Genomic DNA, 25,037 nt, shown 5'->3' with positions numbered 1-25,037 from the left:
AGACCCGTGCGCCCACCAGTTCGCATCTTCTTGAGGGAGCTCCCGTGACCGACCCCCACTCCCGCCCCACCACCGGCCTCAACATCGGCAGCCACGACCTGCCGGTATCACCGGAGTTGTCCCGGTTCATGGCGTCCGACTGGGCCGCCTCACCGCTCCCCGAGTCCGACCGCGTCCCCGCGTACGCGCTCACCCCGGCCCGCCGCGCCCGCCTCTCCGCCCGCTTCCCCGGCGAGCGCCTGATCATCCCGGCCGGGGAACTGCGCGCCCGCACCCATGACTGCGACTACCGCTTCCGGCCGGACACCGCGTACGCCTGGCTGACCGGGCTCACCGGCGAGGACCAGGTGGGCCACGTCCTGGTGCTGGAGCCCGCCGGCCCGCACGCCCACGAGGCCGTCCTCTACCTGCGCCCCCGCTCCTCGCGCGGGGACGGCACCGAGGAGTTCTACCGGGACCGCCGCTACGGGGAGTTCTGGGTGGGCCGCCGCCCCGACCTGGCGGAGGCCGAGCGCCTCTCCGGCATCCGCTGCGCCCACCTGGACGCGCTCGGCTCCCCGTCCGGGCGCAACGCCTCCACGGACAAGGAGCTCGGCGCCGCGCTCTCCGAGCTGCGTCTGGTCAAGGACGCGTGGGAGGTGGACCAGCTGCAGCTGGCCGTCGACCACACCACCACCGGTTTCGAGGACGTCGTACGGGACCTCCCGCGCGCGCTGGCCCACCCGCGCGGGGAGCGCTGGATCGAGGGGGTCTTCAACCGCCGCGCCCGGGCGGAGGGCAACGGCACCGGGTACGAGACGATCGCCGCGTCGGGCGCGCACGCGTGCGTCCTGCACTGGATCCGCAACGACGGCCGGCTCCGCGGCGACGAGCTGCTCCTGCTGGACGCGGGCGTGGAGACCGACAGCCTCTACACCGCCGACATCACCCGCACCCTCCCGCTCTCGGGACGGTTCTCCCCCGTCCAGCGCCAGGTGTACGAGCTGGTGCTGGCCGCGCAGGACGCGGGCATGGCCGCGCTGCGGCCGGGCGCGAGCTTCCGCGACTTCCACCGGGCCGGGATGCGCGTGATCGCCGAGGGGCTCGCGGAGTGGGGCGTGCTCAAGCACGCGGAGGGCGACCTGCACCGGCGCTACACCCTGTGCAGCAGCGGGCACATGCTGGGGCTGGACGTGCACGACTGCGCGCAGGCGCGGGCCGATGCCTACCTGGACGGAATCCTGGAGGAGGGCCAGGTCCTCACGGTCGAGCCCGGCCTCTACCTCCAGCCCGACGACGAGACCCTGCCCCCGGAGCTGCGCGGCATCGGCGTCCGCATCGAGGACGACCTGGTGATCACCGCCGAGGGGGCCCGGCTGATGTCGGGCGCCCTGCCGCGGACGGTGGCGGGGATCGAGGAGTGGATGGGGAACCTGCTGGAGAGCCGGGGCTGACGCCGGGCGCACGCCGAAGCCCCCGCCTCGGATCGGGCGGGGGCGGGCGGCCGGAACTCAGTCGTTCCAGTTGTTGTTCCAGTCGCCGCGGCCGTCGTTCCGGCCGCCGTCGCGCCAGTCGTTGTTCCAGTTGTCGTGGTCGTGACGGCCGTCGTGCCGGCCGTCGTTCCAGTTGTCGTTGTTCCAGTTGCTGTTGTCCCAGTTGCTGTTCCAGCTGTCATTGCGCCAGCCGTCGTTCCAGTTGCTGTTGTCCCAGCACCAGCTGGGACGGTCGTTCCCGCGCGAGGGATCGCAGCAGTAACGCCACCAGGTGTCCCAGTTGTCCCCACGCCAGTCGGAACACCGATACGTCTGCGGCAGACCCGAGGCGAAGGCGCTGCTGACGGGCATCAGAGCGAGCGTGATCCCGGCGGCCCCTGCCACGGCTGCCGCAACGAACCCACGGCGCATGTTCATGCACCTCCGAAAATGAGGGCGGATTTATCCCACAAAGGGGCATTTCAACCCTCCCCCCTCCCCCGCCCACTGTCAAAGGCAACCGCTCTGACCTGCGGAAATCCTCGCAGGAGTCCCTGCGGAAGCGGCGAAGCGGCTACGGAAGGACCGCGAGCCCGTCGATCTCCACGAGCGCCTCCTCGTCCCACAGCCGGACCACTCCCACCACCGCCATCGCCGGGTACTCGCGCCCGGCCAACCAGCGCCAGATCCGGCCGAGTTCCGGCGCACAGGCCCGGTAGTCGGCCACGTCCGTCGCGTACACGGTGACCCGGGCCAGATCGGCCGGCGCACCGCCCGCCCCCGCCAGCGCCTCCAGCAGATTGGCCAGCGCCCGCTCGAACTGCTCCGGCAGCGTCCGGCCCACCACCTTGCCCGCGCCGTCGAGCGCCGTCTGCCCCGCCAGGAACACCAGCCGGCCCCCGCTCGCGACGACGGCGTGCGAGAAGCCCGTCGCCGGGGACAGCTCCTGCGGGTTGATCCGTTCCAGGCTCACGCCTCCACCACCGCCGTCCGGGCTTCCCCGCGAGCGCCGAGGTCCCGGTAGAGCTCCTTCGCGATGATCGTGCGCTGCACCTCGCTCGCCCCCTCGTAGATCCTCGGCGCCCGTACCTCCCGGTAGAGGTGTTCCAGCAGGTGGCCCCGGCGCAGCGCGACCGCGCCGTGCAGCTGCACGGCGTGGTCGACCACGTACTGCGCCGTCTCCGTGGCCAGCAGTTTCGCCATGGCCGCCCGCCGCGGCACCTCCGGGGAGCGGGAGTCGGCGTCGTAGGCCCCGGCCGCCGCGTAGACCAGGAGCCGGGCGGCCTCGGTCCGCGTCGCCATCTCGGCCACCCGGTGCGCCACGGCCTGAAGGTCCGCCAGTACCCCGCCGAAGGCCGTACGGGCCGCCGTGTGCGCCACCGTCGCGTCCAGCGCGGCCCGGGCCATGCCGACGGCGAAGGCGCCCACGCTGGGCCGGAAGAGGTTCAGGGTGTCCATGGCCACCCGGAAGCCGCGCCCCGGCTCGCCGAGCAGGTCGTCCGGGCCGACCGGGACCCCGTCGAAGGCCAGCGCCCCGATCGGGTGCGGGGAGAGCATGTCGAGGGCCTCGCCGGAGAGCCCCGGCCGGTCCGCGGGGACCAGGAAGGCGGTGATCCCCTTGGCTCCCGGGCCCTCGCCGGTGCGGGCGAAGACGGTGTAGAAGTCGGCCTCGGGGGCGTTGGAGATCCAGCACTTGCGCCCGTCGAGCCGCCAGCCCGCCACGCCGTTCCGCACCTCCCGCACGGCTTCGAGTTCCAGCGCCCCCGCGTCCGAGCCGGCTCCGGGCTCGCTCAGCGCGAAGGCCGCCACCGTCCGGCCGGAGCGCACCCCGGGCAGCCAGCGCTCGCGCTGCGCGTCGCTGCCCGACCTGAGGACCGGGTACGCGCCCAGCCCCTGGAGGGCCAGCGCCGTCTCGGCCTCCGTGCAGCCGTAGGCGAGGGACTCGCGCAGCAGGCACAGTTCCAGCGCGCCCGAGGTGAACACCCGTTCCAGCAAGCCCTCTTCGCCCAGCGCGGCGAGCAGCGGCCGGTTGACCCGGCCCGGTTCCCCCTTCTCCGCCAGCGGCCGCAGCCGTCCGGCCGCCAGTGCGCGCAACCGCGCGCACCACTCCTCCTGGTCCGCCCCGAGCGCGAATCCTGCGGATCCCGCGAATCCGGTCATCCGAATGCCCCAGCCTCTATCGCGTCCTGTTGACTGCCGTCACCATGACGATACGCTCGTGCTGCGACCGCACGGCAGGCTCCACAGATTCGGTTCCACCGGCTCACCGGCACACCAGGCACCACCGGTTCCTCAAGGTCCATACGGAGGGTCCGGCCCGACCCCGGGTCCGGACCGTTGCAAGGGGGCGAACCCGCCTTGGAGCTCATGCCTTCCGCTCACCGTGACACCTTTGCCCGCGACCATCTGCCGCCCGCGCACGCATGGCCGCAGCTCCTCTTCGAACTCCCCGAACTGGCCTATCCCGACCGGCTCAACTGTGGCGTGGAGCTGCTCGACGCCACCATCGCCCGGTTCGGCCCCGACCGCCCCGCCTTCCGCGGCGCGGACGGCACGGTGTGGTCGTACGGGGAGCTGCACGCCCGCGTCGACCGGCTGGCGCACGTCCTCACCACCGATCTCGGTGTCGTCCCCGGCAACCGCGTGCTCCTGCGCGGACCCACCGGCCCCTGGCTCGCCGCCTGCTGGCTGGCGGTGATGAAGGCGGGCGCGGTGGCCGTCACCGTACTGGCCCAGCAGCGCGCGACGGAGCTGGCCACGGTGTGCGCGATGGCCCGGGTGAGCCACGCCCTGTGCCACGCCGACGCGGTCGACGACCTGGTCAAGGCGCAGGTCCCGGGCCTGCGGATCACCGCGTACGGCGGCGGGGCCCCGGACGACCTGCTGCGCCTGGCCGCCGCCGAGCGGCACGCGGAGCCCTTCGCGGCGGTGGAGACCTCCGCCGACGACGTCGCGCTGATCGCCTTCACCTCGGGCACCACCGGGCGCCCCAAGGGCTGCATGCACTTCCACCGCGATCTGCTCGCGGTGGCCGACACCTTCTCCCGCCGGGTGCTGCGCCCCCGCCCCGACGACGTCTTCGCGGGCAGCCCGCCGCTCGGCTTCACCTTCGGCCTCGGCGGGCTGGTGGTCTTCCCGCTGCGGGCCGGCGCCTCGGCCCTGCTGCTGGCGGACGGGTCCCCGCGCCGGCTGCTGCCCGCGCTCGCCGAGCACCGGGTGTCGGTGCTGTTCACGGCGCCCACCGCGTACCGGTCGATGCTGGACACGCTGGGCCCGTACGACACGGGCGCCTACGACCTGTGCGCGCTGCGCCGCTGCGTCTCGGCGGGCGAGAACCTGCCGGCGGCCACCTGGCAGGCCTGGTACGAGCGGACGGGCCTGCGGATCATCAACGGGATCGGCGCGACCGAGCTGCTGCACATCTTCATCTCCGCCGCCGACGAGGACATCCGCCCCGGCACGACGGGCCGCGTGGTGCCGGGCTGGCAGGCCCGGGTGGTGGACGGGGCGGGCCGCCCGGTCCCGGACAACGAGCCGGGGCTGCTGGCCGTCAGGGGACCGGTGGGCTGCCGCTATCTGGCCGACCCGCGGCAGGGCGAGTACGTGCGGGACGGCTGGAACGTCACGGGCGACACCTACGTCCGCGATCCGGAGGGCTACTTCCGCTACGTGGCCCGGGCCGATGACATGATCATCTCGGCGGGGTACAACATCGCGGGCCCCGAGGTGGAGGAGGCCCTGCTGCGCCACCCCGACGTCCTGGAGGCGGCGGTGGTCGGCCGTCCGGACGAGCGGCGCGGACAGATCGTGGTCGCGTACACCGTCCCCCGGGAGGGCGTCGTCCTCACCGAGGACGCCCTGCGCACCTTCATGCGCAGCGAGCTGGCCCCGCACAAGTGCCCGCGCACCTTCGTCTTCCTGCCCACCCTGCCGCGGACGGCGACGGGCAAGCTGCAGCGCTTCCGGTTGCGCGAGGACGATCCCTCCACCCCGCCTGACCAGCCGGGCAGGACCTAGTGGACACGCCCTAGAGTGAACCCGTGGCCGAGCTACATCCCCCGCGATCCCTGATCGTCACGTTCTACGGAGCCTACGGGCGGGCCTTCGAAGGCCCGGTCCCGGTGTCCGCGCTGGTGCGCCTGCTGGGCGCGGCCGGCGTGGACGCCCCGTCCGTCCGCTCGTCGGTGTCCCGGCTGAAGCGGCGCGGCTTCCTGCTGCCCGCGCGGGCCGCGGACGGCTCCGCGGCGTACGAGCTCTCCGAGGAGGCCCGCGAGCTCCTGGAGGACGGCGACCGGCGGATCTACGGGGCTCCGCGCCGGTCCGAGGAGTGGCTGCTGGCCGTCTTCTCCGTCCCGGAGCAGGAGCGCGCCAAGCGCCACCTGCTGCGCTCTCGGCTCTCCCGGCTCGGCTTCGGCGCGGTCTCTCCGGGCGTGTGGATCGCCCCGGCGCACCTGTACGGGGAGACCCGGCGCACGCTGGACCGGCTGCACCTGACGGCGTACGTGGAGCTGTTCCGCGGCGCCCACCTCGGCTTCGCCCCCACGGCCGAGTCCGTGTCCCGCTGGTGGGACCTGGCCGCGCTGGCCAAACAGCACGAGGAGTTCCTCGACCTCCACGAACCGGCCCTGCGCGCCCTCCAGTCGGCTCCGCCGCCGGAGCCGGAGGCCGCCTACCGCGCCTACCTCCTCGCCCTGGACACCTGGCGCCGCCTCCCGTACGCGGATCCCGGGCTGCCCCGGGAGCTCCTCCCGGCGGACTGGCCGGGCGACCGCTCGGCGGCGGTCTTCGCCGAGCTCCACGACCGGCTGCGGGACCTCGGGGCCGGGTTCGTGGAACCGTAGCCGGGGCCGTCACGTCATCTGATCTTGTGACGAGATCCGAGCGCCCGCGCCCCCCGCACCGAGTCAGAACCGAGCCCATGCCCGAGGACCCGGTCCCGGTCCCGGCTCCTGCCCCTTCCCCTGCCACCCGCTATTGGACCGGTGTCCTCGTGAAGGTCGCTTCCGGGCTGCTGGGCGCCGCGGCCGGATGCCTGGCGATCGCCCTCTCGTCCCACGCACGCGCTTACTGCGACGCGGGCTGGGACGCGGGCGGCCGGTTCGAGCTGACCTTCCTGCTCCCGGTCCTGGTGGTGGGCTTCGCGGTGTGCGCGGTGATGGTCGCGATGCTCACGCCGCGCAGGCACCCGCTGCTGCGGATGGTGCCGGTGGTCCTCGTACTGGCGGTGCTGGTGATCGGGTTCTTCGCCGTCAGGGGCACGCTGGACGGGTATCCGGGGGATTCGGGGCTGTGCGGGCCGGACAACGTGCCGCCGTGGTGGCCGGGGTGGCTGCCGAGCTGACCCGCCACGGCGGGCGGGCGCGGGCGGGCGGGCGGGCAGACAGGCGGGCGCGCGGCCGGGCGGAAAACGGGCTGCGCCGCGGGACGGACGCGGGTCACCATGTCCCATGCCCTGGACCTTGACTTCGGACCTGACGGCCTATCTGGCCGCGGCGCGGCCGGCCGTCGCCGCCGATCCCGTCGCCAACACCATCCTGCTGACCGTGATCGACGCCCTGGAGCGGCGGGGTCTCGACGCCTACGGCTCCGCCGAGCCCCTCTTCGGCTGGTGGACCGGCGGGGACGGGACCGTAGCGGGCGCCCTGCTGCGCACCCCGCCGTACCCGATGCTGGTCGGCACGGTGCCCGCCGAGGCGCTCCCGGAGCTGGGAGCAGCGCTCGGCTCCGATCCGTTGCTGGCCGGGGTCGACGCCGTCAACGCCCGCCGCGAGGACGCCCTGGCGCTGGCCGCCGCCTGGGGGAAGCCCACCGGGGTCGCCGAGGAGAACCGCCTCTACCGGCTCGCCGGGCTCCTCGCCCCCGACCCGGCCCCGTCCGGGCGGGCCCGGCCCGCGGGCGAGGCCGACCTCCCGCTGCTGCTGGACTGGGTCACCGCCTTCAAGCAGGAGTCCGGGGAGGGCGGAGCCGCCTCCGAAGCCGCCCTGCGCGACCGGCTCTCGTACGGCGGGATGCTGCTCTGGGAGGACGCCGGGAACCCGGTCTCGCTGGCCGGGTTCTTCCGCCCGATCCGCTCGGTGAGCCGCATCGGCCCGGTCTACACCCCGCGCGAGCTCCGCGGCCGCGGCTACGCCGCCGGGGTCACCCATGCCACGAGCGAGGCGGCGTACGCGGCCGGCGCCTCGGAGGTGCTGCTCTTCACGGACCTGGCCAACCCCACCAGCAACGGGGTCTACCAGCGCCTGGGCTACACCCCGGTCGAGGACCGCCTGAAGGTGGCGGTGACCGCGACGTGAGCCCGCCGGCGGAGCCCACCGACGAGGCCGGTGAACCCCTCGAACCGCTCTGGATGCTGGCCGCCAACGTGGTCCTGTGGCGGCGCTACGGCGAGGGCGGCCAGGGCCAGCGCCCGGGCACGAAGATGTTCAAGGGCGGCGCCAAGGTGTACGTCCACGACCGGGCGAGCGGCTGGGACGACTGCCAGGTCATCGGCCGGCCCCGGCACGACCGCGGGTACCGCTGGGCGTACGTCGCCACCCGCCACCTGTACGGGTTCCGGGCGCGGCTCGTACGCAGCCCGGCCGTGCTGCGGCTCGCCGAGTTCTCGGGCTTCGCGGACGAGGCCGGCGCCCGGGAGGCCGCCGTCCTGATGGAACGCCACGCCTGGGAGCTCCGCTCGGGTGCCTGGCCCGACTGGCCGCACCCGGAGCCCTGCCACTGCCACGAGTGCCTGACCCTGAGGACGGCCTAGTCCCGCCCGGTCGGCGGTTTGCGGCTGCCGGCCCGGTAGGGGGCGGGCCAGGGTGCGGCCGGGCCCGTGTAGGACTGCTCGGCGGCCGCGTGCAGGGTCCAGTGCGGGTCGTAGAGGTGGGGGCGGCCGAGTGCGCAGAGGTCGGCGCGGCCCGCCAGGAGCAGGGAGTTGACGTCGTCCCAGGAGGAGATCGCCCCGACCGCGATCACCGGTACGCCCAGGGCGTTGCGGATGCGGTCGGCGTACGGGGTCTGGTACGAGCGCCCGTACTCGGGGGTCTCCTCCGCCACCACCTGGCCGGTGGAGACGTCGATGGCGTCGGCCCCGTGGGCCGCGAAGGCCTCGGCGACGGCCACGGCGTCCTCGGGCGAGGTGCCGCCGGGCGCCCAGTCGGTGGCCGAGAGGCGGACCGTCATCGGCCGGTCCGCGGGCCAGACGGCGCGGACCGCGTCGAAGACCTCCAGCGGGAAGCGGAGCCGGTTCTCCAGCGGGCCGCCGTAGGCGTCGGTGCGCCGGTTGGTCAGCGGGGAGAGGAACCCGGAGAGCAGGTAGCCGTGCGCGCAGTGCAGTTCCAGCAGGTCGAAGCCGGCGTCGGCGGCCCGGACGGCGGCGGCCGCGAAATCCGAGCGCACGGCGGCGAGGTCGGCGGCGGTCAGGGCGCGCGGGACGGCCGAGACCCCCGGCCGGTACGGCAGCGCCGAGGCGGCCACCAGCGGCCAGTTGCCCTCGGGCAGGGGGAGGTCCATGCCCTCCCACATCAGCCGGGTCGAGCCCTTGCGGCCCGAGTGGCCGAGCTGCACGCCCAGCGCGGTTCCGGGTGCGCAGGTGTGCACGAAGTCGGCGATGCGCGCCCAGGCGGCCGTCTGCTCCGAGGTGTACAGGCCCGTGCAGCCCGGGGTGATGCGGCCCTCGGCGCTGACGCAGACCATCTCCGTCATCACCAGCCCGGCCCCGCCCAGCGCCCGCGCGCCGAGGTGGACGAGGTGGAAGTCGCCCGGTACGCCCTCGCCCTCGCCCCCGGTCGCCGAGGCCGGGGCCCCTCCGGTCGCGGAAGCCCCTCCAGCCGCCGAGGCCCCTCCGGTCGCGGAATACATGTCCATCGGGGACACCACGACCCGGTTGCGCAGGGTCAGCCCCCGCAGGGTGAACGGGGTGAACATCGGCGGCGTTCCCTCGTGGTCCGGGCCCTCGCCGTCCCCGTCGGGGCAGCCGAACTCGCGTTCCACCGCCCGCGTGAAGCGCGGGTCGCGCAGCCGCAGGTTGCCGTGGGTGACCCGCCTGCTGCGGGTGAGGAGGTTGAAGGCGAACTGCCGGGCGGGCTGGTCCACGTATCCGGCAAGCTCCTCGAACCACCGCATGCTGGCGGCCGCCGCCCGCTGGGTGGAGGCCACGGCCGGCCGCCGCGCGCTCTCGTAGGCGGCCAGGGCGGTGGGAACGTCCTTCTCCGCCTCCAGGGCCCGCGCCAGCGCGAGCGCGTCCTCGACGGCCAGTTTGGTGCCCGACCCGATCGAGAAGTGCGCGGTGTGCGCCGCGTCGCCGATCAGCACCACGTTCCCGTGGGACCAGCGCTCGTTGACGACGGTGCGGAACCGGGTCCACGCCGAGCGGTTCCCGCGCAGCGGCCGTCCCCGCAGGGCCTCGCTGAAGATCTTCGCGCAGCGCGCCGCCGATTCCTCCTCGTCGCACAGGTCGAAGCCGGCCCGCCGCCAGACCTCCTCGCGCATCTCGACGATCACCGTGGAGGAATCCGCCGCATAGGGGTAGGCGTGCAGCTGCATCACCCCGTGCTCGGTCTCGGCGATCTCGAAGCGGAAGGCGCCGAGGGCGAAGTCCGCGGCCAGCCAGATGTACCGGCACCGCCCGCCCGTGACCGTCGGCCGGTAGTGCGCCGCCCCGCTCTCCCGGACCGGGCTGTGCACCCCGTCCGCCGCGACCACCAGGTCGTACGAGGCCGCGAGCGCCCGCGGGTCGGGCGCCTCGGCGCGGAAGCGCAGCCGGACCCCGAGGCCCGCGCACCGCTCGTGCAGGATCTCCAGGAGGCGGCGGCGTCCGAGCGCGGCGAAGCCGTGGCCCCCGGAGGTCAGCAGCCAGCCCCGGTGCACGATGTCCACGTCGTCCCAGCGGATGAACTCCGCGCTCAGGGCGGCGTGGACGACGGCGTCGGCGGCCTCGATCCCGCCGAGAGTCTCGTCGGAGAGCACCACTCCGAAGCCGAAGGTGTCGTCGGGGGCGTTGCGCTCCCAGACCTCCACCGCGTGCCCCTGCCGGGCCAGCAGCGCGGCGGCGTACAGCCCGCCCGGCCCGCCGCCCACGACGGCGACCCTCAGTGCGGCACTTTCTGGGACGGCGGGGCCCGATCCAGCGGGGTCCGGGACAGCGGGGTCCGGCATCGCGCTACCTGCCCTTCCACTCGGGCGGCCGCTTCCCGGTGAAGGCCGCGTGGAACTCCCGGTAGTCCTCGCCGTGCATCAGCAGCGCCTGGGTGTTGGCGTCCAGTTCCACGGAGGCGGCGAGCGGCATGTCCAGCTCGGCGGTGAGCAGCGCCTTGGTCTGCGCGTACGCGAGGGTGGGGCCGGCGGCGAGGTGCGCGGCGAGTTCGGCGGCCCGCGCGGCGGCCTTGCCCTCCTCGGTGACCTCGCTCAGCAGCCCGATCCGCTCGGCCTCCGCCGCCCTGACCTGCTCCCCCAGCATCAGGAGCCGGGTGGCGTGGCCGAGCCCGACGACCCGGGGCAGCAGGTACGCGGCGCCCATGTCGCCGCCGGAGAGGCCGACGCGGGTGAAGAGGAAGGCGAAGCGGGCGGTGGGGTCGGCGATGCGGAAGTCGGCGGCGAGCGCGATGACGGCCCCGGCGCCGGCGGCGACCCCGTGGACGGCGGCGATCACCGGGAAGGGGCATTCGCGCAGGGCGCGGACCACCTGGCCGGTCATCCGGTTGAAGTCGAGGAGCTGGGCGGTGTCCATCGCGAGGGTGGCGCCGATGATCTCGTCGACGTCGCCGCCGGAGCAGAACCCGCGCCCCTCTCCGCCGAGCACGAGGGCGCGTACGGAACGCTCCCTGGACAGTTCGGCGAGCAGGTCGCGCAGATCGGCGTAGGCGCCGAAGGTGAGCGCGTTCAGCTTCTCGGGGCGGTCGAGGGTGACGGTGGCGACGCCTTCGCGCAGGTCCACCCGCAGGTGGCGCCAGCGTTCGGTCGCTGCTGTGGAACCAAGGAAGGGGCTCACCCTCCCGAAGGTATCACCGGCTCGTGACCGCCGTCACAGAAACGCGATACGGATCGGATCCGATCCCCCGGCGAACCCGGTCCGCCACACGCACCGAAGGTCCCGAACCCGTGATGGCCGACGTCCCTCGCGCTCACGTCGGGGTGCCCTACGGCACGACATTTCCACTTCGTATCGTTGAAAACAGGATTTCCCACGACCCCACCGCCCCACGACCCCACGGAACGGACGGTCCTGCCTTGCCCGACGCCTCCGCCTGGCGGATCACCCTGCCGCACACGAACGCGGCCGTACCCATCGCCCGTGCCCTGATCCGCACGGCCCTCTCCGACATCGACGCCCCCGCCGACAGCGACACCGCGGAACTGCTCACCGCCGAGCTGGTCGCCAACGCCGTCGAGCACACGCCCACCGGCGCCCCGATCGAGCTGGTCGTGGAGCTGCTGGCCAACGGGTGCCAGGTCGAGGTCCACGACGGGGACCCACAGGCCCCCGCCGACCTCACCGCCCCCCGCGCGGACGACGCGCACCCCGACCCCTGGCAGGAGCACGGCCGCGGCCTGCTGCTGATCCGGACCCTCAGCTCGGCCTGCGGCCATCGCCGCACCCCGCACGGCAAGGCCGTGTGGTTCACCCTGCCGGCCCGGCCCGCCTTCTAGCGCCGCGACCGGCCGGGGCGCCGGTCCGACCACCGCGGAGCGGAGCGCATGACTATGCGCCGGGCTCCGCGAGCGTCGCGACGAGGACGGCCTTGATGGTGTGCAGGCGGTTCTCCGCCTCGTCGAAGACGACCGAGTGCGCGGACTCGAACACCTCGTCCGTCACCTCCAGCGACTCCAGCCCGTGCCGCTCGTGGATCTCCCGCGCCACCTTGGTGCCGAGGTCGTGGAAGGCCGGCAGGCAGTGCATGAACTTCACGTCCGGGTTCCCGGTGGCGCGCAGCACGTCCATCGTGACGGCGTACGGGGACAGCGCCTCGATCCGCTCGTCCCAGACCTCCTTGGGCTCGCCCATGGACACCCAGATGTCGGTCAGCACGAAATCGGCCTGACCGACGCCCTCGTCGAGGTCCTCGGTGAGGGTGATCCGGGCGCCGCTCCCGGCCGCCAGCTCGCGGGCCGCGGTCACGACCGGCTCGGCCGGCCAGTACGCCTTCGGCGCGACGATCCGTACGTCCATGCCCAGCAGCGCGCCGGTCACCAGGTAGGAGTTGCCCATGTTGAAGCGCGCGTCGCCGAGGTAGGCGAAGGCGATCCGCTCCAGCGGCTTGGCGCAGTGCTCCGTCATCGTGAGGACGTCGGCCAGCATCTGGGTGGGGTGCCAGTCGTCGGTGAGGCCGTTGAAGACGGGGACGCCGGCGTGCTCGGCGAGCTGTTCGACGGTGTCCTGGGCGTCACCGCGGTACTCGATGCCGTCGAACATCCGCCCCAGCACCCGCGCGGTGTCCTTGACGGATTCCTTGTGGCCCATCTGGGAGCCGGAGGGGTCGAGGTAGGTGGTGTGGGCGCCCTGGTCGGCGGCGGCGACCTCGAAGGCGCAGCGGGTGCGCGTGGAGGTCTTCTCGAAGATCAGGGCGATGTTCTTGCCCTGCAGGCGGCGCCGCTCGGTCCCGGCCTTCTTGGCCGCCTTGAGTTCGGCGGCGAGCTCGATCAGGCCGCGGAACTCGGCGGCCGAGAAGTCGAGCTCCTTGAGGAAACTGCGGCCGACGAGGTCGGTGGCCATGGGGACTCCAAAGTCACGGTGACAGGGGAACGCTGGAAGTCTATACGATGCTCTGCATTGATATACAGACCCCCGTGTGACGCCCGGCGCTCCCTGCACCCCGCCCCGCCTGCCCGGCGGCGCTCCCGCGGCCCTCTACACGGCGTCGCGCTCCACAGGACAGCTCATGCACCGCGGTCCGCCCCGCCCCCGCCCCAGCTCGCTGCCCGGGATCTCGATCACCTCGATGCCCTCCTTGCGCAGATGGGTGTTGGTCGTGACGTTGCGCTCGTACGCGACGACCACGCCCGGCTCCACCGCCAGCACGTTGCAGCCGTCGTCCCACTGCTCGCGCTCCGCCGCGTGCACGTCCTGGACCGCCGTGAGCACCCGGATCGAGTCCAGTCCGAGGGCCGCGGCGATGGCCCGGTGCATGTGCTCGGGCGGGTGGTCGGTCACCTTCAGATCGCTGAGGCCGTCGCCCGGCTCGATCGTGTAGGAGCGCAGCATGCCCAGGCCCGCGTACTGGGTGAACGTATCTCCGTCGACCATGGTCATCACCGTGTCCAGGTGCATGAACGCCCGCCGCTTGGGCATGTCCAGCGCCACGATCGTGGTCGCCGACCCGGCGGCGAACAGCCCGCGCGCCAGCATCTCCACCGCCTGCGGGGTGGTCCGCTCGCTCATTCCGATCAGTACGGCGCCGTTGCCGATGACCAGCACGTCACCGCCCTCGATGGTGGACGGGTAGTCGGCCTGCCCCTGCGACCAGTAGTGGAAGGCTCCCGAGGTGGTGAACAGCGGGTGGTGCTTGTAGATGGCCTCGAAGTGCACGGTCTCGCGCTGCCGGGCCGGCCAGCGCATCGCGTTGATGGACACCCCGTCGTAGATCCAGGCCGAGGTGTCGCGGGTGAACAGGTGGTTGGGCAGCGGCCCCAGCAGGAAGTCGTCCAGCTCCATGGCGTGGAAGCGGACCGACACCGGCTCCGCGTGCCGCTCCAGGAACTCCCGCTTGGTCATCCCGCCGACCAGCGCCTCGGCGAGCGCCGCCGAGTCCAGCCCGTCGAAGACGGACCTCAGGTGATCGGTGGCGAGCGGACCGTACTCCTTCTCGTCGAAGACCCGGTCCAGTACGAGGTGTCTCGCCTCGGGGATCTCCAGGGCCTCGCGCAGCAGGTCCCCGAAGAGGTGGACCGCAACGCCCCGGTCGCGCAGTACGTCGGCGAAGCCGTCGTGCTCCTGGCGCGCCCGGCGCACCCACAGCACGTCGTCGAACAGCAACGCGTCCTTGTTGCTCGGTGTGAGCCGCTTCAGCTCCAGGTCGGGCCGGTGGAGGATGACGCGGCGGAGCCGCCCGGTCTCGGAATCGACATGGAATCCCATGCCGTACACGTTCGCAGACCGGGCGGCTTTTTGACGTGGCGTCGGCTCAGCGGGTCAAGTGCGGCCGGGCCGGCGCCGCCGTCACCGCCGGTTCAGCGCAGGCCGAGCAGGGCCTGCGGGGCGCCGGTGATCTCCGGGGCGAGCACGCCCAGCGCGGGCGGAGTCACGTTCGGGATCCCGTAGTTCGACCCGTCGGGCATCGTCAGCGGGGAGCCGACGATCAGTCCCGGGGTACGGGTGCGCATGGTGGTCGCGGGGGCGTCCAGAGAGCCCTCGCCGTCCGTCTCGGGCTTGCCCGCCAGGTTCGGCACCGGGGAGGTGACGAGCGTGTCGCCGAGCTCGGTGGCGATCGGAACCCCCGGCAGGAGCGGGGTCGGCAGCATGTCGCCCTTGTGGTGCACGGGTGCCTGGGGCGCCCCGACGACCGGCACCGGAACCCCGGTGGCCAGGTGCGGGACGTCCACGCCGAGCGTGGTGCGCACCGCGTCGAGGGGGACACCCACCGGCACCGCGTCGGCCACGGCCGGGGTGGCCGCGCCGGCCGCGGCCATACAGGTCATGAGTGCCGCAATGCTTCCGCGCGCGGTCATCTTCATAGGTGACGTTCCGTCCTTCCAGGGTCGCGGACATTCCGCTGCCCTGGATGAACGATCCCGCCGGGGGTTTTCCCGGAGTTCTCCGCGAAAGTTCCCCCATACGACCTAATGACCGGCCGTACGGGGGTGCCTCCTTGACGCCCCGGACCCGCCGGGGCGGCGCCGGCTCGGAGCCGCGGGCCTCAGTCGCGGCTCAGAGCCGCGGGTCCACCGGCTCCGACTCCAGCGCGAGGACGGCGAAGACCGCCTCGTGGACGCGCCACAGCGGCTCCTCGGCCGCCAGCCGGTCCAGGGCCTCCAGACCGAGCGCGTACTCGCGCAGCGCGAGCGAGCGCTTGTGCCCGAGGTGGCGCTGGCGCAGCCGCTCCAGGTGGTCGGCGCGCGTGTACTCCGGACCGTAGATGATCCGCAGGTACTCGCGACCGCGCACCTTGATCCCGGGCTGGACCAGACGGCCCTTGCCGTCCTTGGCGTACGCCTGGAGCGGCTTGACGACCATGCCCTCGCCGCCGGCGGCCGTCAGCTCCAGCCACCAGTCGGTGCCCGCCCGTACCGAGGCCTCGTCGGCCGTGTCCACCAGGATCCGGCCCGTGCGGCGCAGCAGCCCGGTGCCGGAGGCCTCGTCGGCGGCGACCAGCCGGTCCAGCCAGAACAGCTGCTCGTCGTGGGGCACGGCCGCCAGCGAGCGGCCGGCCGCGGCCAGCAGCTGGAACGGGGCGAACCGTACGCCGTCCAGCCCGTCGGTGGTCCAGCAGTAGCGCCGGTAGGCGTCGGTGAACTTCGCCGCGTCGGCGGCCCGCCCGCGCTGGCGCTCCAGGAGCTCCGCGGTGTCGATGCCCCGGGCGCCGGCCGCCTCCAGGGCGGCCAGGGCGTCCGGGAAGACGGCGGCGGAGGCCGCGCCCACGGCGGCGTACTGGCTGCGCAGCAGACCGCCGGACTTCAGAGACCAGGGCAGCAGTTCGCCGTCGACGAGCAGCCAGTCCGTGTCGAGCTCCTCCCACAGCCCGGCGTCGGTGACGGCCGCGCGGAGCCGGGTGAGGACCTCCTCGGTGACCTCGGGGTCCTTGAAGAAGGGCCGTCCGGTGCGGGTGTAGACGGACCCGGTGGGGCCGTCGACCCCGAACCGCTCGCGGGCCGCGTCGGCGTCCTTGCAGATCAGCACGGTGGCGCGGGAGCCCATGTGCTTCTCCTCGCAGACCACCTGGGCGATGCCGTCCTGGCGGTACTGCGCGAAGGCCTCGGCCGGGTGCTCCAGGAAGCCCTCCGTCCGCGAGGTGGGGGTCGGCGCCATCGTCGGCGGGAGGTACGGCACCAGGCGCGGGTCCACGGCGAAGCGGCTCATGACCTCCAGGGCGGCGGCCGCGTTCTCCTCGCGGACGTTGACGTTGCCCAGGTGGCGGGTCTCGACGACCCGGCGGCCGTTGACGTCGGCCAGGTCGAGCGGGCGCCCGTCGTGTCCGCCCGGCGTCTCGGCGACGAGCGGCTTGACCGGCTCGTACCAGACCTTCTCGGCCGGTACGTCGACCAGTTCGCGCTCGGGCCAGCGCAGGGCGGTCATCCTGCCGCCGAAGACGGCTCCGGTGTCCAGGCAGATGGTGTTGTTGATCCAGGCCGTGTTCGGGACCGGGGTGTGGCCGTAGACCACGACGGCCTTGCCCCGGTAGTCCTCGGCCCACGGGTAGCGCACGGGCAGGCCGAACTCGTCGGTCTCGCCCGTGGTCTCCCCGTACAGGGCGTGCGAGCGCACCCGGCCGGAGGTGCGGCCGTGGTACTTCTCGGGCAGCCCGGCGTGACAGACAACAAGCTTCCCGCCGTCGAGGACGTAGTGGCTGACCAGGCCCCTGATGAAGGTGCGTACCTCCTCGACGAACTCCTCGGGCTCCTGGGCGAGCTGCTCGATGGTCTCGGCCAGCCCGTGCGTCTGCTGGACCTTGGATCCCTTGAGGTAACGGGCGAGCTTGTTCTCGTGGTTCCCCGGTACGCACAGGGCGTTGCCGGAGCCGACCATCCCCATCACGCGGCGCAGGACGCCGGGGCTGTCCGGGCCGCGGTCCACGAGGTCGCCGACGAACACGGCGGTGCGGCCCCCGGGGTGCGCGCCGTCCTCGTAGCCGAGCTTGGCGAGCAGGGTCTCCAGCTCGGAGGAACAGCCGTGGATGTCACCGATGATGTCGAAGGGGCCGGTGAGGTGGGTGAGGTCGTTGAAGCGCTTCTCCAGGACTACCTGGGCCGATTCCACCTCCTCGGGCGTCCGCAGGATGTGCACCTTGCGGAAGCCCTCGCGCTCCAGGCCGCGCAGCGAGCGGCGCAGGTCGCGGCGGTGGCGCTGGATGACGGCCCGCGGCAGCTCGGCCCGCTCGGGCCGGCCCGCGTTGCGCTCGGCGCACACCTCCTCGGGCATGTCGAGGACGATCGCGATGGGCAGGACGTCGTACTCGCGGGCCAGCTGGACCAGCTGTCGGCGGGACTCGGCCTGGACGCTGGTGGCGTCGACCACGGTGAGGCGGCCGGCGGCGAGGCGCTTGCCCGCGATGTAGTGCAGGACCTCGAAGGCGTCCTTGCTGGCGCTCTGGTCGTTCTCGTCGTCGGCGACCAGGCCCCGGCAGTAGTCGGAGGAGATCACCTCGGTGGGCTTGAAGTGCTTGCGGGCGAAGGTGGACTTGCCCGAGCCGGTGGCCCCGATCAGGACGACGAGGGACAGATCGGTGACGGGAAGTACGCGCTTGCGGTCGGTATCGACGGCGGCGGTCGTGACGGTCATGCTGCCTCGCCCTCCTTCGGGGTGTCGGTGGTGGTGCCCTGCTCGCCCGTCCCCTGCGTGAAGACGGCCATCTGGGTCGGCGGCCCCACCTCGGGGTCGTCGTCGCCGACGGGCACGTGGGAGACGGTGTAGCCGTGCCGGTCGGCGACCCGCTCGGCCCAGGCGCGGAACTCGGCGCGGGTCCACTCGAAGCGGTGGTCGCCGTGCCGGACGTGCCCGGCGGGCAGGGTCTCCCAGCGGACGTTGTACTCGACGTTCGGCGTGGTCACCAGGACGGTCCGGGGGCGGGCCGAGCCGAACACCGCGTACTCCAGGGCGGGCAGCCGCTCCAGGTCCAGGTGCTCGATGACCTCGCTGAGCACGGCCGCGTCGTAGCCCACGAGCCGCTTGTCGGTGTACGCGAGCGAACCCTGCACGAGGCGGACCCGGGAGCTCTGCCGCTCCCCCATCCGCTCCAGCCGCAGCCGCCTGGCGGCGAGGTTCAGCGCCCGGACGGACACGTCCACGCCCACGATCTCGGTGTACGCCGGGTCCTTGAGCAGCGCCTGCACCAGCTGGCCCTGGCCGCAGCCGAGGTCCAGGACGCGGGCGGCCCCGGCGGTGCGCAGGGCGTCGAGGATCGCCTCGCGGCGGCGCACCGCGAGCGGCACGGGACGCTCCTCGGTGTCCCGCGTCTCGTCGACCGCGTTGTCGATCTCCTCGACCTCGCTGCCGTCGGCCTCGGCGAGGCGGACCAGCTCCAGGCGCTCCAGGGCGTTCTGGGTCAGCCGCTTGTGCCGGGCCAGGTAGCGGGAGGTGATCAGGGCGCTCTCGGGGTGATCGGCGAGCCAGCCCTCACCGGCCCGCAGCAGCTTGTCCACCTCGTCGGAGGCGATCCAGTAGTGCTTGGCGTCGTCGAGGACGGGCAGCAGGACGTACAGCCCGCGCAGCGCGTCGGAGAGGCGCAGCTCGCCCTCCAGGACCAGGCGCACGTACCGGGAGTCGCCCCACTCGGGGAACGTCTCGTCGAGCGGGAGCGGGGTGGCCGTGACGGTCTGCCAGCCGAGCGGCCCGAACAGCCGCCGCACGAGGTCCGGTCCGCCCCGGGCGGGCAGGGCCGGGATCTCGACGCGCAGCGGGCGCACCTCGTCCGCCAGTTCCGGGCGGGCGGTGCACTGGCCCGCCAGCGCGCTGCGGAACACACCGCTCAGCGCGACGGCGAGCAGCGAGGAGGCGGCGTACGGGCGGTCGTTGACGTACTGGGCGAGCGCTGCGTCGGGCGTTCCGCCCCGGCCCTTGCCCTGACCCCGGCGCACGAGCGCGACGGGGTCCACCTCCAGCAGCAGGCCCGCCGTGCACCGTTCGGGCGTGGCTTCGGGATAGAAGACGTGGGCGGTGCCGTGGGAGGTGGAGAACGACTGCGCCTTGCCGGGGTGCTTGTGCAGCAGGAAGCCCAGGTCGGTCGCGGGTCGTTCTAGGGAACCGGTGGTGGATATCGTCAGGAACACACCGGCGATTGTTCCTGGTCACAGGGGCTGTCCGCGCCTCATTTTCCGCCGGGCCACGGCCTGCGCCACGGCCTGCGCCGCCGCCTGTTCCGAGGCCTGTTCCGCCTCCTGTTCCGCGGCCCGCGCGGTCACCCCCCTATTCGCGCGACGGCGCGTTCAATAGGGGCGCCGATGCCTTGATCGCCTTCAATCCTTCGAAATAGCCTTCCAATCTACGGAATTGATATTCCACATACCGGAAAGCCCTCGGGGGGACTTCGCCATGACCACCGCCACCACCGGCCTCGTACCGCAGTTCAGCATGAACACCGAAGCCTTCCAGCGGGACCGCTACGCCATCTACGCGGAACTGCGGGAACACGAGCCGGTCTTCTGGCACGAGGAATCGGCTTCCTGGTTCATCACCCGGTACGCGGACGTGACGAAGCACCTCGTGGGCGACGCCTTCGTCACCAGCCCGCTGCTCACCGAGAAGATGAAGAACGTGGAGCCGGCCGACAGCGGCCATTTCTCGGACGTCATCGACATCCTCTCCACGTGGATGATCTACAACGACCGTCCGCACCACACCCGGCTGCGCGGCCAGATCAACCGCGCCTTCTGGGTCAGCGAGATCGAGGCCGTACGCCCGGAGATCCGCCGGATCGTCTCGGCCGAGATCGAACGCCTCGTCGCGGACGGCGGGAGGACCGCCTTCGATTTCGTCGAGGACATCGCCCACCCGATCCCGGCCCTGGTCCTGTGCCGCATGCTGGGAATCCCCGAGGACCGGATCGGCGACTTCATCGGCTGGTCCGACGACATCTCCGCCTTCATGCAGGACTTCGTCGTGTCACCGGTCCCCGACGCGGCGATCAGCGAGCAGACGCGCGGAAGCATGCGGGAGATGTTCGACTACCTCGCCCTCGTCATCGAGGAGCGCCGCGCGAACCCGCAGAACGACCTGATCTCCCGGCTGGCCCCCCAGATCACCGAAGAGGGCGCGCAGTTGGCGGACCGCGAGATCATCGCGCAGGTCATCCACCTGATCTTCGGCGGGCACAAGGTTCCCCAGTTCCTGCTGAGCAACTGCCTTCACCTGCTGTTCTCCCACCCCGAGGTCCTCGAAGAGGTCCGGCGCGACCCGGACCGCATCGCCGCGGTCGTCGAGGAGGCGATGCGCCTGGAAGGGCCGGTCCAGTACGTCACCCGGCACGCGAGCCGGGACATCGAGCTGCACGGGCGCACCATCGCCCGCGACGACTCCGTCTACTTCTTCCTCGCCTCGGCGAGCCGCGACCCGCGGGCCCACGAGGACGCCGACGCCTTCCTCCCGTCACGCCCCGCCCGCCGTCAGCTCGGCTTCGGGGTCGGGTACCACGCCTGCGTCGCGGCCGCCTTCGCGCGCGCCCAGGTCATCGAGGTCCTCGACGAGGTGATCAGGCGGCTCCCCGGAATCCACCCGCTGTACGACCTGGCCGAGCCCGCGTGGACCGCGAACCCGACGTTCCACGGCATCACCACCATGCCCGTCGGCGTGCGCCTTCCGTTCGGAGCGCGGTAGCCGGATGTCCCTGAGCAGGTGGCTCTCCACCCGGTTCTTCTTTTTCTTCATGGCATGGAGCGTGTTCCTCTCCTACTGGGGACTGTGGCTGACGCACGCCGGATTCACGCCCTCACAGATCAGCCTTTCCATGTCGGCGGGGCTGCTGGCCCGCGCCGCCTCCGTCTCGTTCCTTTTCCCGGCCCTCTGCCGGACGTTCCCCGTCCTGGAGCTCGCCCGCTTCCTGCCGTGGTTCTCCGCGGGCCTGAGCCTCCTCTATCTGATTCCGCCCACCCTTTCCTCCGTCCTTGCGGCCTCCGTGCTCATCGGCGTCTTCTTTCCCATGCTGATGCCGCTCAACGACACGGTCGCCACGTTCGGGAGTTCGAAGGGGCTGATCAGTTACGGGAACGTCCGGTACTGGGGTTCCGCGGGGTTCATCGCCGGACTGGCCGTCACGGGCGCGGCGACGAGCCGTTACGGCGCCGGAATCGTCGTGGTGGTCTACGTAGGGTCGTGCGCCGTCATGGCCGCGACGGGAACGCGCGGACCCCGGACGGAAACCGCTTTTCCCGCGGTTCCCGCCGAACGCTCCTGGCGGACCCTCCTGCGCAACCGGGTCTTCGTCCTGAGCCTGGCCCTTTCCTTCCTGCTCCAAGGGGCGCACGCCGTCTACTACTCGTTCGGCGCGGAGCGGTTCCGGTCGACCGGGCTCTCCGGGATCGGCGTGGGCCTGCTGCTCGCCTCGGCCACCGTCGCCGAACTGCTGCTCTTCAAGTACCTGGCGCACAGGCTCGAAGCGCTCTCCGTGCCGGTGCTCTTCGCCATCGCGGCGGCCGCGTCGGTCGTCCGGTGGGCCGCATCCGCCGCAGACCCGCCCCTGGCGGTCGTGATCCTCCTGCAGGTCCTGCACGCCGGCTCGTTCGCCCTCACCCACTTCTCGTTCGTCAAGACCGTCCGGACCTTCGTCCCGGAGGCCGAATGGGCCTCCGCACACGGGATCCACGCCGCCGTGGCGATGAGTCTCGGAGGCGCCTTCGTCACCGCGCTCGCGGGCCCGCTGTACGGGATCTCCCCGGCCGCCGCTTTCCTCGGCATGGCCGCGGTCTGCCTGCCCTGCGCACCCCTGCTGTTCGCCCTCTCCTCGGCCGTCCGCGCGGCGGCCGGGACGGCCGCAACCGCCGGGAAGACACCGTCACACGAAGAAACCCGAAAGGAACTCGACCCCAGATGAGCACTTCGCACGGTGCGGCGGGACACATCGTCTTCGACTTCAACGGCACGCTCCTCGACGACAACGCGGCCCGCCTCCGCGCCGTCAACGACTCCCTGGTCGCCCTCGGGGCCGCACCGATCGGCATGGCGCGCTACCGCCGCACCTTCTGCGTCCCCGTCCCCGGCTTCTACGCCCGGCTGCTCGGCCGGCCCCTGACGGCCGCCGAATGGCAGCTGACGGACGGCGTCTTCCAGCAGCGCTACGCCGGCTACGCCAGGACCGACGCGCAGCTGATGCCGGGCGCCTTCGAGGCCCTGCGGAGGTGGTCGGCCGCGGGCCACACCCAGTCGCTGCTCTCGCTGCACAGCCACCACGAGCTCGTGGACGAGGTCGCGCGGCTGGGCCTGGCCGGCCGCTTCACGCCCGTCGACGGACGCCGCGGGCCCACCGGCGGCAGCAAGGAGCAGAGCATGCGCGCCCACGTGGCGCGCCTGCCGCTGCACCCCTCGCGCATCGTCGCGATCGGCGACACCCGGGACGACGCCCGGGCCGCGGCCGCCGCCGGCATCCCCGCGGTCCTGCTCTCCAGCGGCGCCCAGCTCGCGGACGACCTCGCCGGTGCGGGCACCGCCGTCGCCCACTCCTTCGCCGAGGCCGTCGAACTCGCCGCCGGCATCCTGGGCGTGGCGCTCGACGTCCCGCTCCCGTACGCGGCCTGAGCGCCGCGCGCGGGCCGCGCGTCACAGACCGCGGCGGCGGCCCGCGCGTCAGAGACCGTAGCGGCGGGCCGACTCCTCCTCCTGCGCCAGCCGGTGCAGCGCCTTGAGCACCGGCTGGAAGAGGACGGCCGCCGCCACGGCGGTCTCCACCTTCTCCGACTCGGAGGGGTAGGTCTCCACGAAGTCCAGGTCGCGCACGGCCGCTCGGTGCATGAGCTCGGCGTACGGAGCCATCAGCTCGGCGTCCCAGGGGTAGCCCAGGCGCAGGAGCGTGGCCACGGCCACCACCAGCGACCGGTGGACCGGCGAGAGGTCGCCCAGTTCTCGGGCCGTCGACCAGCCCAGGGTCTCCAGCAGCCGGTCCACCTCGCGCCGTGCGGTGACCACCGCCGCGTCCTCCTCGTCCGGCTCGGGCCCCTGCGGCAGCGCCCACAGCGCGGCGCCCATCCGTATCGTCCGGCCCAGCGACTCGTCGTCGACGTGCGCGAGCACCTCCTTGGCCTTCGCCACCGGGATCCCGCCGACCTGGATCAGGGCCCGTACCAGGCGCAGCCGCCGCAGGTGCCCCTCGTCGTACTCGGCGGTCGTCGCGCTGACCAGATGGCCCGGCGCCAACAGCCCCTCGCGCAGGTAGTACTTGATCGTCGCGGTCGAGACGCCACTGCGTTCGCTCAACTCCGCCAGTCGCATCTCTTGAACCTTCCCTTGGAGAGTGCCACTATCCAACTGTGCACGGACAGTGCCGCTATCCAACCAGGCGAACGGGAGGCAGAGTGTCCGCGAAGCCGGTGAAGGGCCGCACCACCGCGGCGGCCGAGGGCGACGTCGTCGTCCTGCTGATCGGAATGCGCATCAACCACTTCTGGGCCGTGCACCACTGGCTGCCCGTCCTGATCGCCATGCCCCGCATGCTCCGCGAACTGGCCCGGGACAAGAGCCGGGGACTGCTCGGCCACGTCCTGCTCACCGGCTCTCCCCGCACCTACTACGTGGTCCAGTACTGGGAGTCCAAGGAGAAGCTCTACGCGTACGCCGCGGCCCCGGACATGTTCCACCACCGGGTCTGGGCGATCATCAACCGCAAGGAGCGCGCGGGCAAGGTCCGCGGGCACGTGGGGATCTGGCACGAGTCGTACATCGCGCCCGAGGGATCGTACGAGTCGATCTACGCCGACATGCCGCCCTACGGACTGGGCGCGGCCACCGGAGTGCTCCCCGTCGAGGCCCGCGGCCGACGCGCCGCCGACCGCTTCCGCCACCGCTCGGAGCAGGGAAGCTAGGGCCTGTCTTCCGGCTGCCGCCGGGACGATCCCCCGGCCGCGAGGGCCGCGATGCGGTCCGGGCCGATCCGGCAGCAGCCTCCCACGAGGCGGACCCCCGCCCGCAGCCAGTCGGCCACGGGCCAGGGGACGGCCGCCGCCGGGGCCCGCCAGGTCCCGGTCCCGGCCTCCCAGACCGAACCGTCGTTGGGGTAGGCCACCAGCGGCTTGTCCGTGACGGACGCCGCCGCTTCGAGGGCGGGCAGCACCTCCGCCGGATCGCAGCAGTTGACGCCGACCGCGATGACCTGCGGGGACCCGGCGGCCAGGGCGAAGGCCCCGGCGAGCGACCCGCCGGCCCGGGTGCGGCCGTCCGCCACCGTGTAGCCGACCCAGGCGCGGGCGTCCGTCTCCGCGAGGACCTCGAGCAGGGCTTCGGCCTCCACGGCGTCCGGGATCGTCTCCAGGGCCAGTACGTCCGGCCCCCCGTCCAGCAGCGCCTCGACGCGGGGGCGGTGGAAGGCCGCCAGCTCCCGCACGCTCAGCCCGTACCGGCCGCGGTACTCGGAGCCGTCCGCCAGCACCGCCCCGTACGGGCCCACGGACGCGGCGACCCACACCTCGTGGTCCGCCTCCCGCGCCGCCTGCGCGGCCAGCCGCACGCTGCGGCGCAGCAGCTCGGTCGTGCGCTCCCGGCCGTAGCCGTGGCGGGCGAAGGCGGCGTGGCCCACCTGGTAGCTCGCGGTGATCAGCACCTGCGCGCCGGCCCGCGCGTACGCGGCGTGCGCGGCCGCCACCTGCTCCGGCCGCTCGGCGAGCACCCGGCCCGTCCACAGGCCGCCGGACAGGTCGCAGCCCTGGTCGGCGAGCTGATTGCTCAGCCCGCCGTCCAGGACCACGGCTTCGACGCCGGGGCCGGTCAGGGCCTCGGCGAGCGGGCGGGACGCGCGGGGCACGGCTGTCGCTCCCGGC

General features: G+C 72.9%; 23 protein-coding genes. 11 read left to right on the top strand and 12 right to left on the bottom strand.

The window, feature by feature from the left end:
• Positions 1–44 precede the first annotated feature (44 nt).
• A complete protein-coding gene (locus tag ACWGDE_RS03615; protein ID WP_453387321.1) occupies positions 45–1,433 on the top strand; it encodes an aminopeptidase P family protein in 1,389 nt (462 codons plus the stop codon).
• Positions 1,434–1,490: 57 nt separating this feature from the next.
• Here ACWGDE_RS03615 and ACWGDE_RS03610 read toward each other — a convergent pair whose 3' ends face one another.
• The 3 genes from ACWGDE_RS03610 to ACWGDE_RS03600 all read right to left on the bottom strand — a co-directional run bounded on the left by ACWGDE_RS03610 (position 1,491) and on the right by ACWGDE_RS03600 (position 3,611).
• Positions 1,491–1,823, bottom strand: a complete 333-nt coding sequence (locus tag ACWGDE_RS03610; RefSeq protein ID WP_453387320.1) for a hypothetical protein — start codon at positions 1,821–1,823, stop codon at positions 1,491–1,493.
• A 202-nt stretch (positions 1,824–2,025) separates the two neighbouring features.
• A complete protein-coding gene (locus tag ACWGDE_RS03605) occupies positions 2,026–2,424 on the bottom strand; it encodes a RidA family protein (RefSeq protein ID WP_453387319.1) in 399 nt (132 codons plus the stop codon).
• Positions 2,421–3,611 (bottom strand): acyl-CoA dehydrogenase family protein, encoded by a 1,191-nt coding sequence (locus ACWGDE_RS03600; RefSeq protein WP_453387318.1) that lies wholly within the window; start codon positions 3,609–3,611, stop codon positions 2,421–2,423. The genes ACWGDE_RS03605 and ACWGDE_RS03600 overlap by 4 nt, the downstream gene beginning before the upstream one ends.
• Before the next feature lie 207 nt (positions 3,612–3,818).
• On the opposite strand from ACWGDE_RS03600, the gene ACWGDE_RS03595 reads away from it, so the two are divergent.
• The 5 genes from ACWGDE_RS03595 (at position 3,819) to ACWGDE_RS03575 (ending at position 8,199) form a co-directional block, all read left to right on the top strand.
• A complete protein-coding gene (locus tag ACWGDE_RS03595) occupies positions 3,819–5,468 on the top strand; it encodes an AMP-binding protein (protein WP_453387317.1) in 1,650 nt (549 codons plus the stop codon).
• 23 nt (positions 5,469–5,491) lie between these two features.
• The gene (locus ACWGDE_RS03590; RefSeq protein WP_453387316.1) at positions 5,492–6,292 is read left to right on the top strand and encodes a PaaX family transcriptional regulator; all 801 of its coding nucleotides are present in this window, start codon (positions 5,492–5,494) and stop codon (positions 6,290–6,292) included.
• Between the two features lie 149 nt (positions 6,293–6,441).
• Positions 6,442–6,792: a hypothetical protein gene (locus ACWGDE_RS03585; RefSeq protein ID WP_453387315.1), complete on the top strand. Its 351-nt coding sequence runs from the start codon at positions 6,442–6,444 to the stop codon at positions 6,790–6,792.
• A gap of 106 nt (positions 6,793–6,898) precedes the next feature.
• Positions 6,899–7,744, top strand: coding sequence for a GNAT family N-acetyltransferase (locus ACWGDE_RS03580; protein WP_453387314.1), 846 nt, complete (start codon positions 6,899–6,901; stop codon positions 7,742–7,744).
• The gene (locus ACWGDE_RS03575; protein ID WP_453387313.1) at positions 7,741–8,199 is read left to right on the top strand and encodes a hypothetical protein; all 459 of its coding nucleotides are present in this window, start codon (positions 7,741–7,743) and stop codon (positions 8,197–8,199) included. The genes ACWGDE_RS03580 and ACWGDE_RS03575 overlap by 4 nt, the downstream gene beginning before the upstream one ends.
• On the opposite strand, the gene ACWGDE_RS03570 is transcribed toward ACWGDE_RS03575, so the two are convergent.
• Both ACWGDE_RS03570 and ACWGDE_RS03565 read right to left on the bottom strand, forming a co-directional pair.
• A complete protein-coding gene (locus tag ACWGDE_RS03570) occupies positions 8,196–10,589 on the bottom strand; it encodes a bifunctional salicylyl-CoA 5-hydroxylase/oxidoreductase (protein WP_453387312.1) in 2,394 nt (797 codons plus the stop codon). The genes ACWGDE_RS03575 and ACWGDE_RS03570 overlap by 4 nt on opposite strands.
• 4 nt (positions 10,590–10,593) lie before the next feature.
• Positions 10,594–11,421 carry an enoyl-CoA hydratase family protein gene (locus tag ACWGDE_RS03565; RefSeq protein ID WP_453387311.1) on the bottom strand — a complete coding sequence of 276 codons (828 nt, stop codon included), beginning with the start codon at positions 11,419–11,421 and terminating at the stop codon, positions 10,594–10,596.
• 239 nt (positions 11,422–11,660) lie between these two features.
• Here ACWGDE_RS03565 and ACWGDE_RS03560 point away from each other — a divergent pair, with 239 nt between their 5' ends.
• On the top strand, positions 11,661–12,080 hold the full coding sequence (locus tag ACWGDE_RS03560; protein WP_453387310.1) for an ATP-binding protein: 420 nt from the start codon (positions 11,661–11,663) through the stop codon (positions 12,078–12,080).
• 52 nt (positions 12,081–12,132) lie between these two features.
• Here the strand turns inward: ACWGDE_RS03560 and argF are convergent, their stop codons facing one another.
• The 5 genes from argF to ACWGDE_RS03535 form a co-directional block, all read right to left on the bottom strand.
• Entirely contained in the window at positions 12,133–13,143 is a 1,011-nt protein-coding gene (gene argF, locus ACWGDE_RS03555; protein ID WP_453387309.1) for an ornithine carbamoyltransferase, read from the bottom strand.
• A gap of 135 nt (positions 13,144–13,278) precedes the next feature.
• Entirely contained in the window at positions 13,279–14,505 is a 1,227-nt protein-coding gene (locus tag ACWGDE_RS03550; protein ID WP_453387308.1) for an arginine deiminase, read from the bottom strand.
• A gap of 92 nt (positions 14,506–14,597) precedes the next feature.
• Entirely contained in the window at positions 14,598–15,065 is a 468-nt protein-coding gene (locus tag ACWGDE_RS03545; RefSeq protein ID WP_453387307.1) for a hypothetical protein, read from the bottom strand.
• Between the two features lie 229 nt (positions 15,066–15,294).
• Positions 15,295–17,862, bottom strand: coding sequence for a polynucleotide kinase-phosphatase (locus tag ACWGDE_RS03540; RefSeq protein WP_453387306.1), 2,568 nt, complete (start codon positions 17,860–17,862; stop codon positions 15,295–15,297).
• The gene (locus tag ACWGDE_RS03535; RefSeq protein ID WP_453387305.1) at positions 17,859–19,349 is read right to left on the bottom strand and encodes a 3' terminal RNA ribose 2'-O-methyltransferase Hen1; all 1,491 of its coding nucleotides are present in this window, start codon (positions 19,347–19,349) and stop codon (positions 17,859–17,861) included. Before ACWGDE_RS03535 ends, ACWGDE_RS03540 begins: the two co-directional genes overlap by 4 nt.
• Positions 19,350–19,611: 262 nt before the next feature.
• Between ACWGDE_RS03535 and ACWGDE_RS03530 the strand changes: the two genes are divergently transcribed.
• The 3 genes from ACWGDE_RS03530 to ACWGDE_RS03520 are packed head-to-tail and all read left to right on the top strand — an operon-like array spanning position 19,612 to position 22,806.
• The gene (locus ACWGDE_RS03530; RefSeq protein ID WP_453387304.1) at positions 19,612–20,892 is read left to right on the top strand and encodes a cytochrome P450; all 1,281 of its coding nucleotides are present in this window, start codon (positions 19,612–19,614) and stop codon (positions 20,890–20,892) included.
• Positions 20,893–20,896: 4 nt separating this feature from the next.
• Positions 20,897–22,105, top strand: a complete 1,209-nt coding sequence (locus ACWGDE_RS03525; protein WP_453387303.1) for an MFS transporter — start codon at positions 20,897–20,899, stop codon at positions 22,103–22,105.
• Positions 22,102–22,806 carry an HAD family hydrolase gene (locus ACWGDE_RS03520; protein ID WP_453387302.1) on the top strand — a complete coding sequence of 235 codons (705 nt, stop codon included), beginning with the start codon at positions 22,102–22,104 and terminating at the stop codon, positions 22,804–22,806. Before ACWGDE_RS03525 ends, ACWGDE_RS03520 begins: the two co-directional genes overlap by 4 nt.
• Before the next feature lie 48 nt (positions 22,807–22,854).
• Here ACWGDE_RS03520 and ACWGDE_RS03515 read toward each other — a convergent pair whose 3' ends face one another.
• The gene (locus tag ACWGDE_RS03515) at positions 22,855–23,496 is read right to left on the bottom strand and encodes a MerR family transcriptional regulator (RefSeq protein WP_453387301.1); all 642 of its coding nucleotides are present in this window, start codon (positions 23,494–23,496) and stop codon (positions 22,855–22,857) included.
• An 83-nt stretch (positions 23,497–23,579) separates the two neighbouring features.
• Here ACWGDE_RS03515 and ACWGDE_RS03510 point away from each other — a divergent pair, with 83 nt between their 5' ends.
• Positions 23,580–24,086: a DUF4188 domain-containing protein gene (locus ACWGDE_RS03510; protein WP_453387300.1), complete on the top strand. Its 507-nt coding sequence runs from the start codon at positions 23,580–23,582 to the stop codon at positions 24,084–24,086.
• Here the strand turns inward: ACWGDE_RS03510 and mmuM are convergent.
• On the bottom strand, positions 24,083–25,021 hold the full coding sequence (gene mmuM / locus ACWGDE_RS03505) for a homocysteine S-methyltransferase (protein WP_453387299.1): 939 nt from the start codon (positions 25,019–25,021) through the stop codon (positions 24,083–24,085). The genes ACWGDE_RS03510 and mmuM overlap by 4 nt on opposite strands.
• Positions 25,022–25,037 lie beyond the last annotated feature (16 nt).

The organism is Streptomyces sp. NPDC054956, from assembly GCF_053609185.1.
Note: the sequence above shows the minus strand (reverse complement) of the source record. Positions and strands in the feature narration are given on the sequence as shown.

Excerpts from the sequence above, each read along its gene's own strand:
- ACWGDE_RS03610 (WP_453387320.1), bottom strand. The coding sequence starts at position 1,823 with ATGCCCGTCAGCAGCGCCTTCGCCTCGGGTCTGCCGCAGACGTATCGG.
- ACWGDE_RS03600 (WP_453387318.1), bottom strand. The coding sequence starts at position 3,611 with ATGACCGGATTCGCGGGATCCGCAGGATTCGCGCTCGGGGCGGACCAG.
- ACWGDE_RS03595 (WP_453387317.1), top strand. The coding sequence starts at position 3,819 with ATGCCTTCCGCTCACCGTGACACCTTTGCCCGCGACCATCTGCCGCCC.
- ACWGDE_RS03580 (WP_453387314.1), top strand. The coding sequence starts at position 6,899 with ATGCCCTGGACCTTGACTTCGGACCTGACGGCCTATCTGGCCGCGGCG.
- ACWGDE_RS03570 (WP_453387312.1), bottom strand. The coding sequence starts at position 10,589 with ATGCCGGACCCCGCTGTCCCGGACCCCGCTGGATCGGGCCCCGCCGTC.
- argF (WP_453387309.1), bottom strand. The coding sequence starts at position 13,143 with ATGGCCACCGACCTCGTCGGCCGCAGTTTCCTCAAGGAGCTCGACTTC.
- ACWGDE_RS03550 (WP_453387308.1), bottom strand. The coding sequence starts at position 14,505 with ATGGGATTCCATGTCGATTCCGAGACCGGGCGGCTCCGCCGCGTCATC.
- ACWGDE_RS03545 (WP_453387307.1), bottom strand. The coding sequence starts at position 15,065 with ATGACCTGTATGGCCGCGGCCGGCGCGGCCACCCCGGCCGTGGCCGAC.
- ACWGDE_RS03540 (WP_453387306.1), bottom strand. The coding sequence starts at position 17,862 with ATGACCGTCACGACCGCCGCCGTCGATACCGACCGCAAGCGCGTACTT.
- ACWGDE_RS03530 (WP_453387304.1), top strand. The coding sequence starts at position 19,612 with ATGACCACCGCCACCACCGGCCTCGTACCGCAGTTCAGCATGAACACC.
- ACWGDE_RS03525 (WP_453387303.1), top strand. The coding sequence starts at position 20,897 with ATGTCCCTGAGCAGGTGGCTCTCCACCCGGTTCTTCTTTTTCTTCATG.
- ACWGDE_RS03520 (WP_453387302.1), top strand. The coding sequence starts at position 22,102 with ATGAGCACTTCGCACGGTGCGGCGGGACACATCGTCTTCGACTTCAAC.
- ACWGDE_RS03515 (WP_453387301.1), bottom strand. The coding sequence starts at position 23,496 with ATGCGACTGGCGGAGTTGAGCGAACGCAGTGGCGTCTCGACCGCGACG.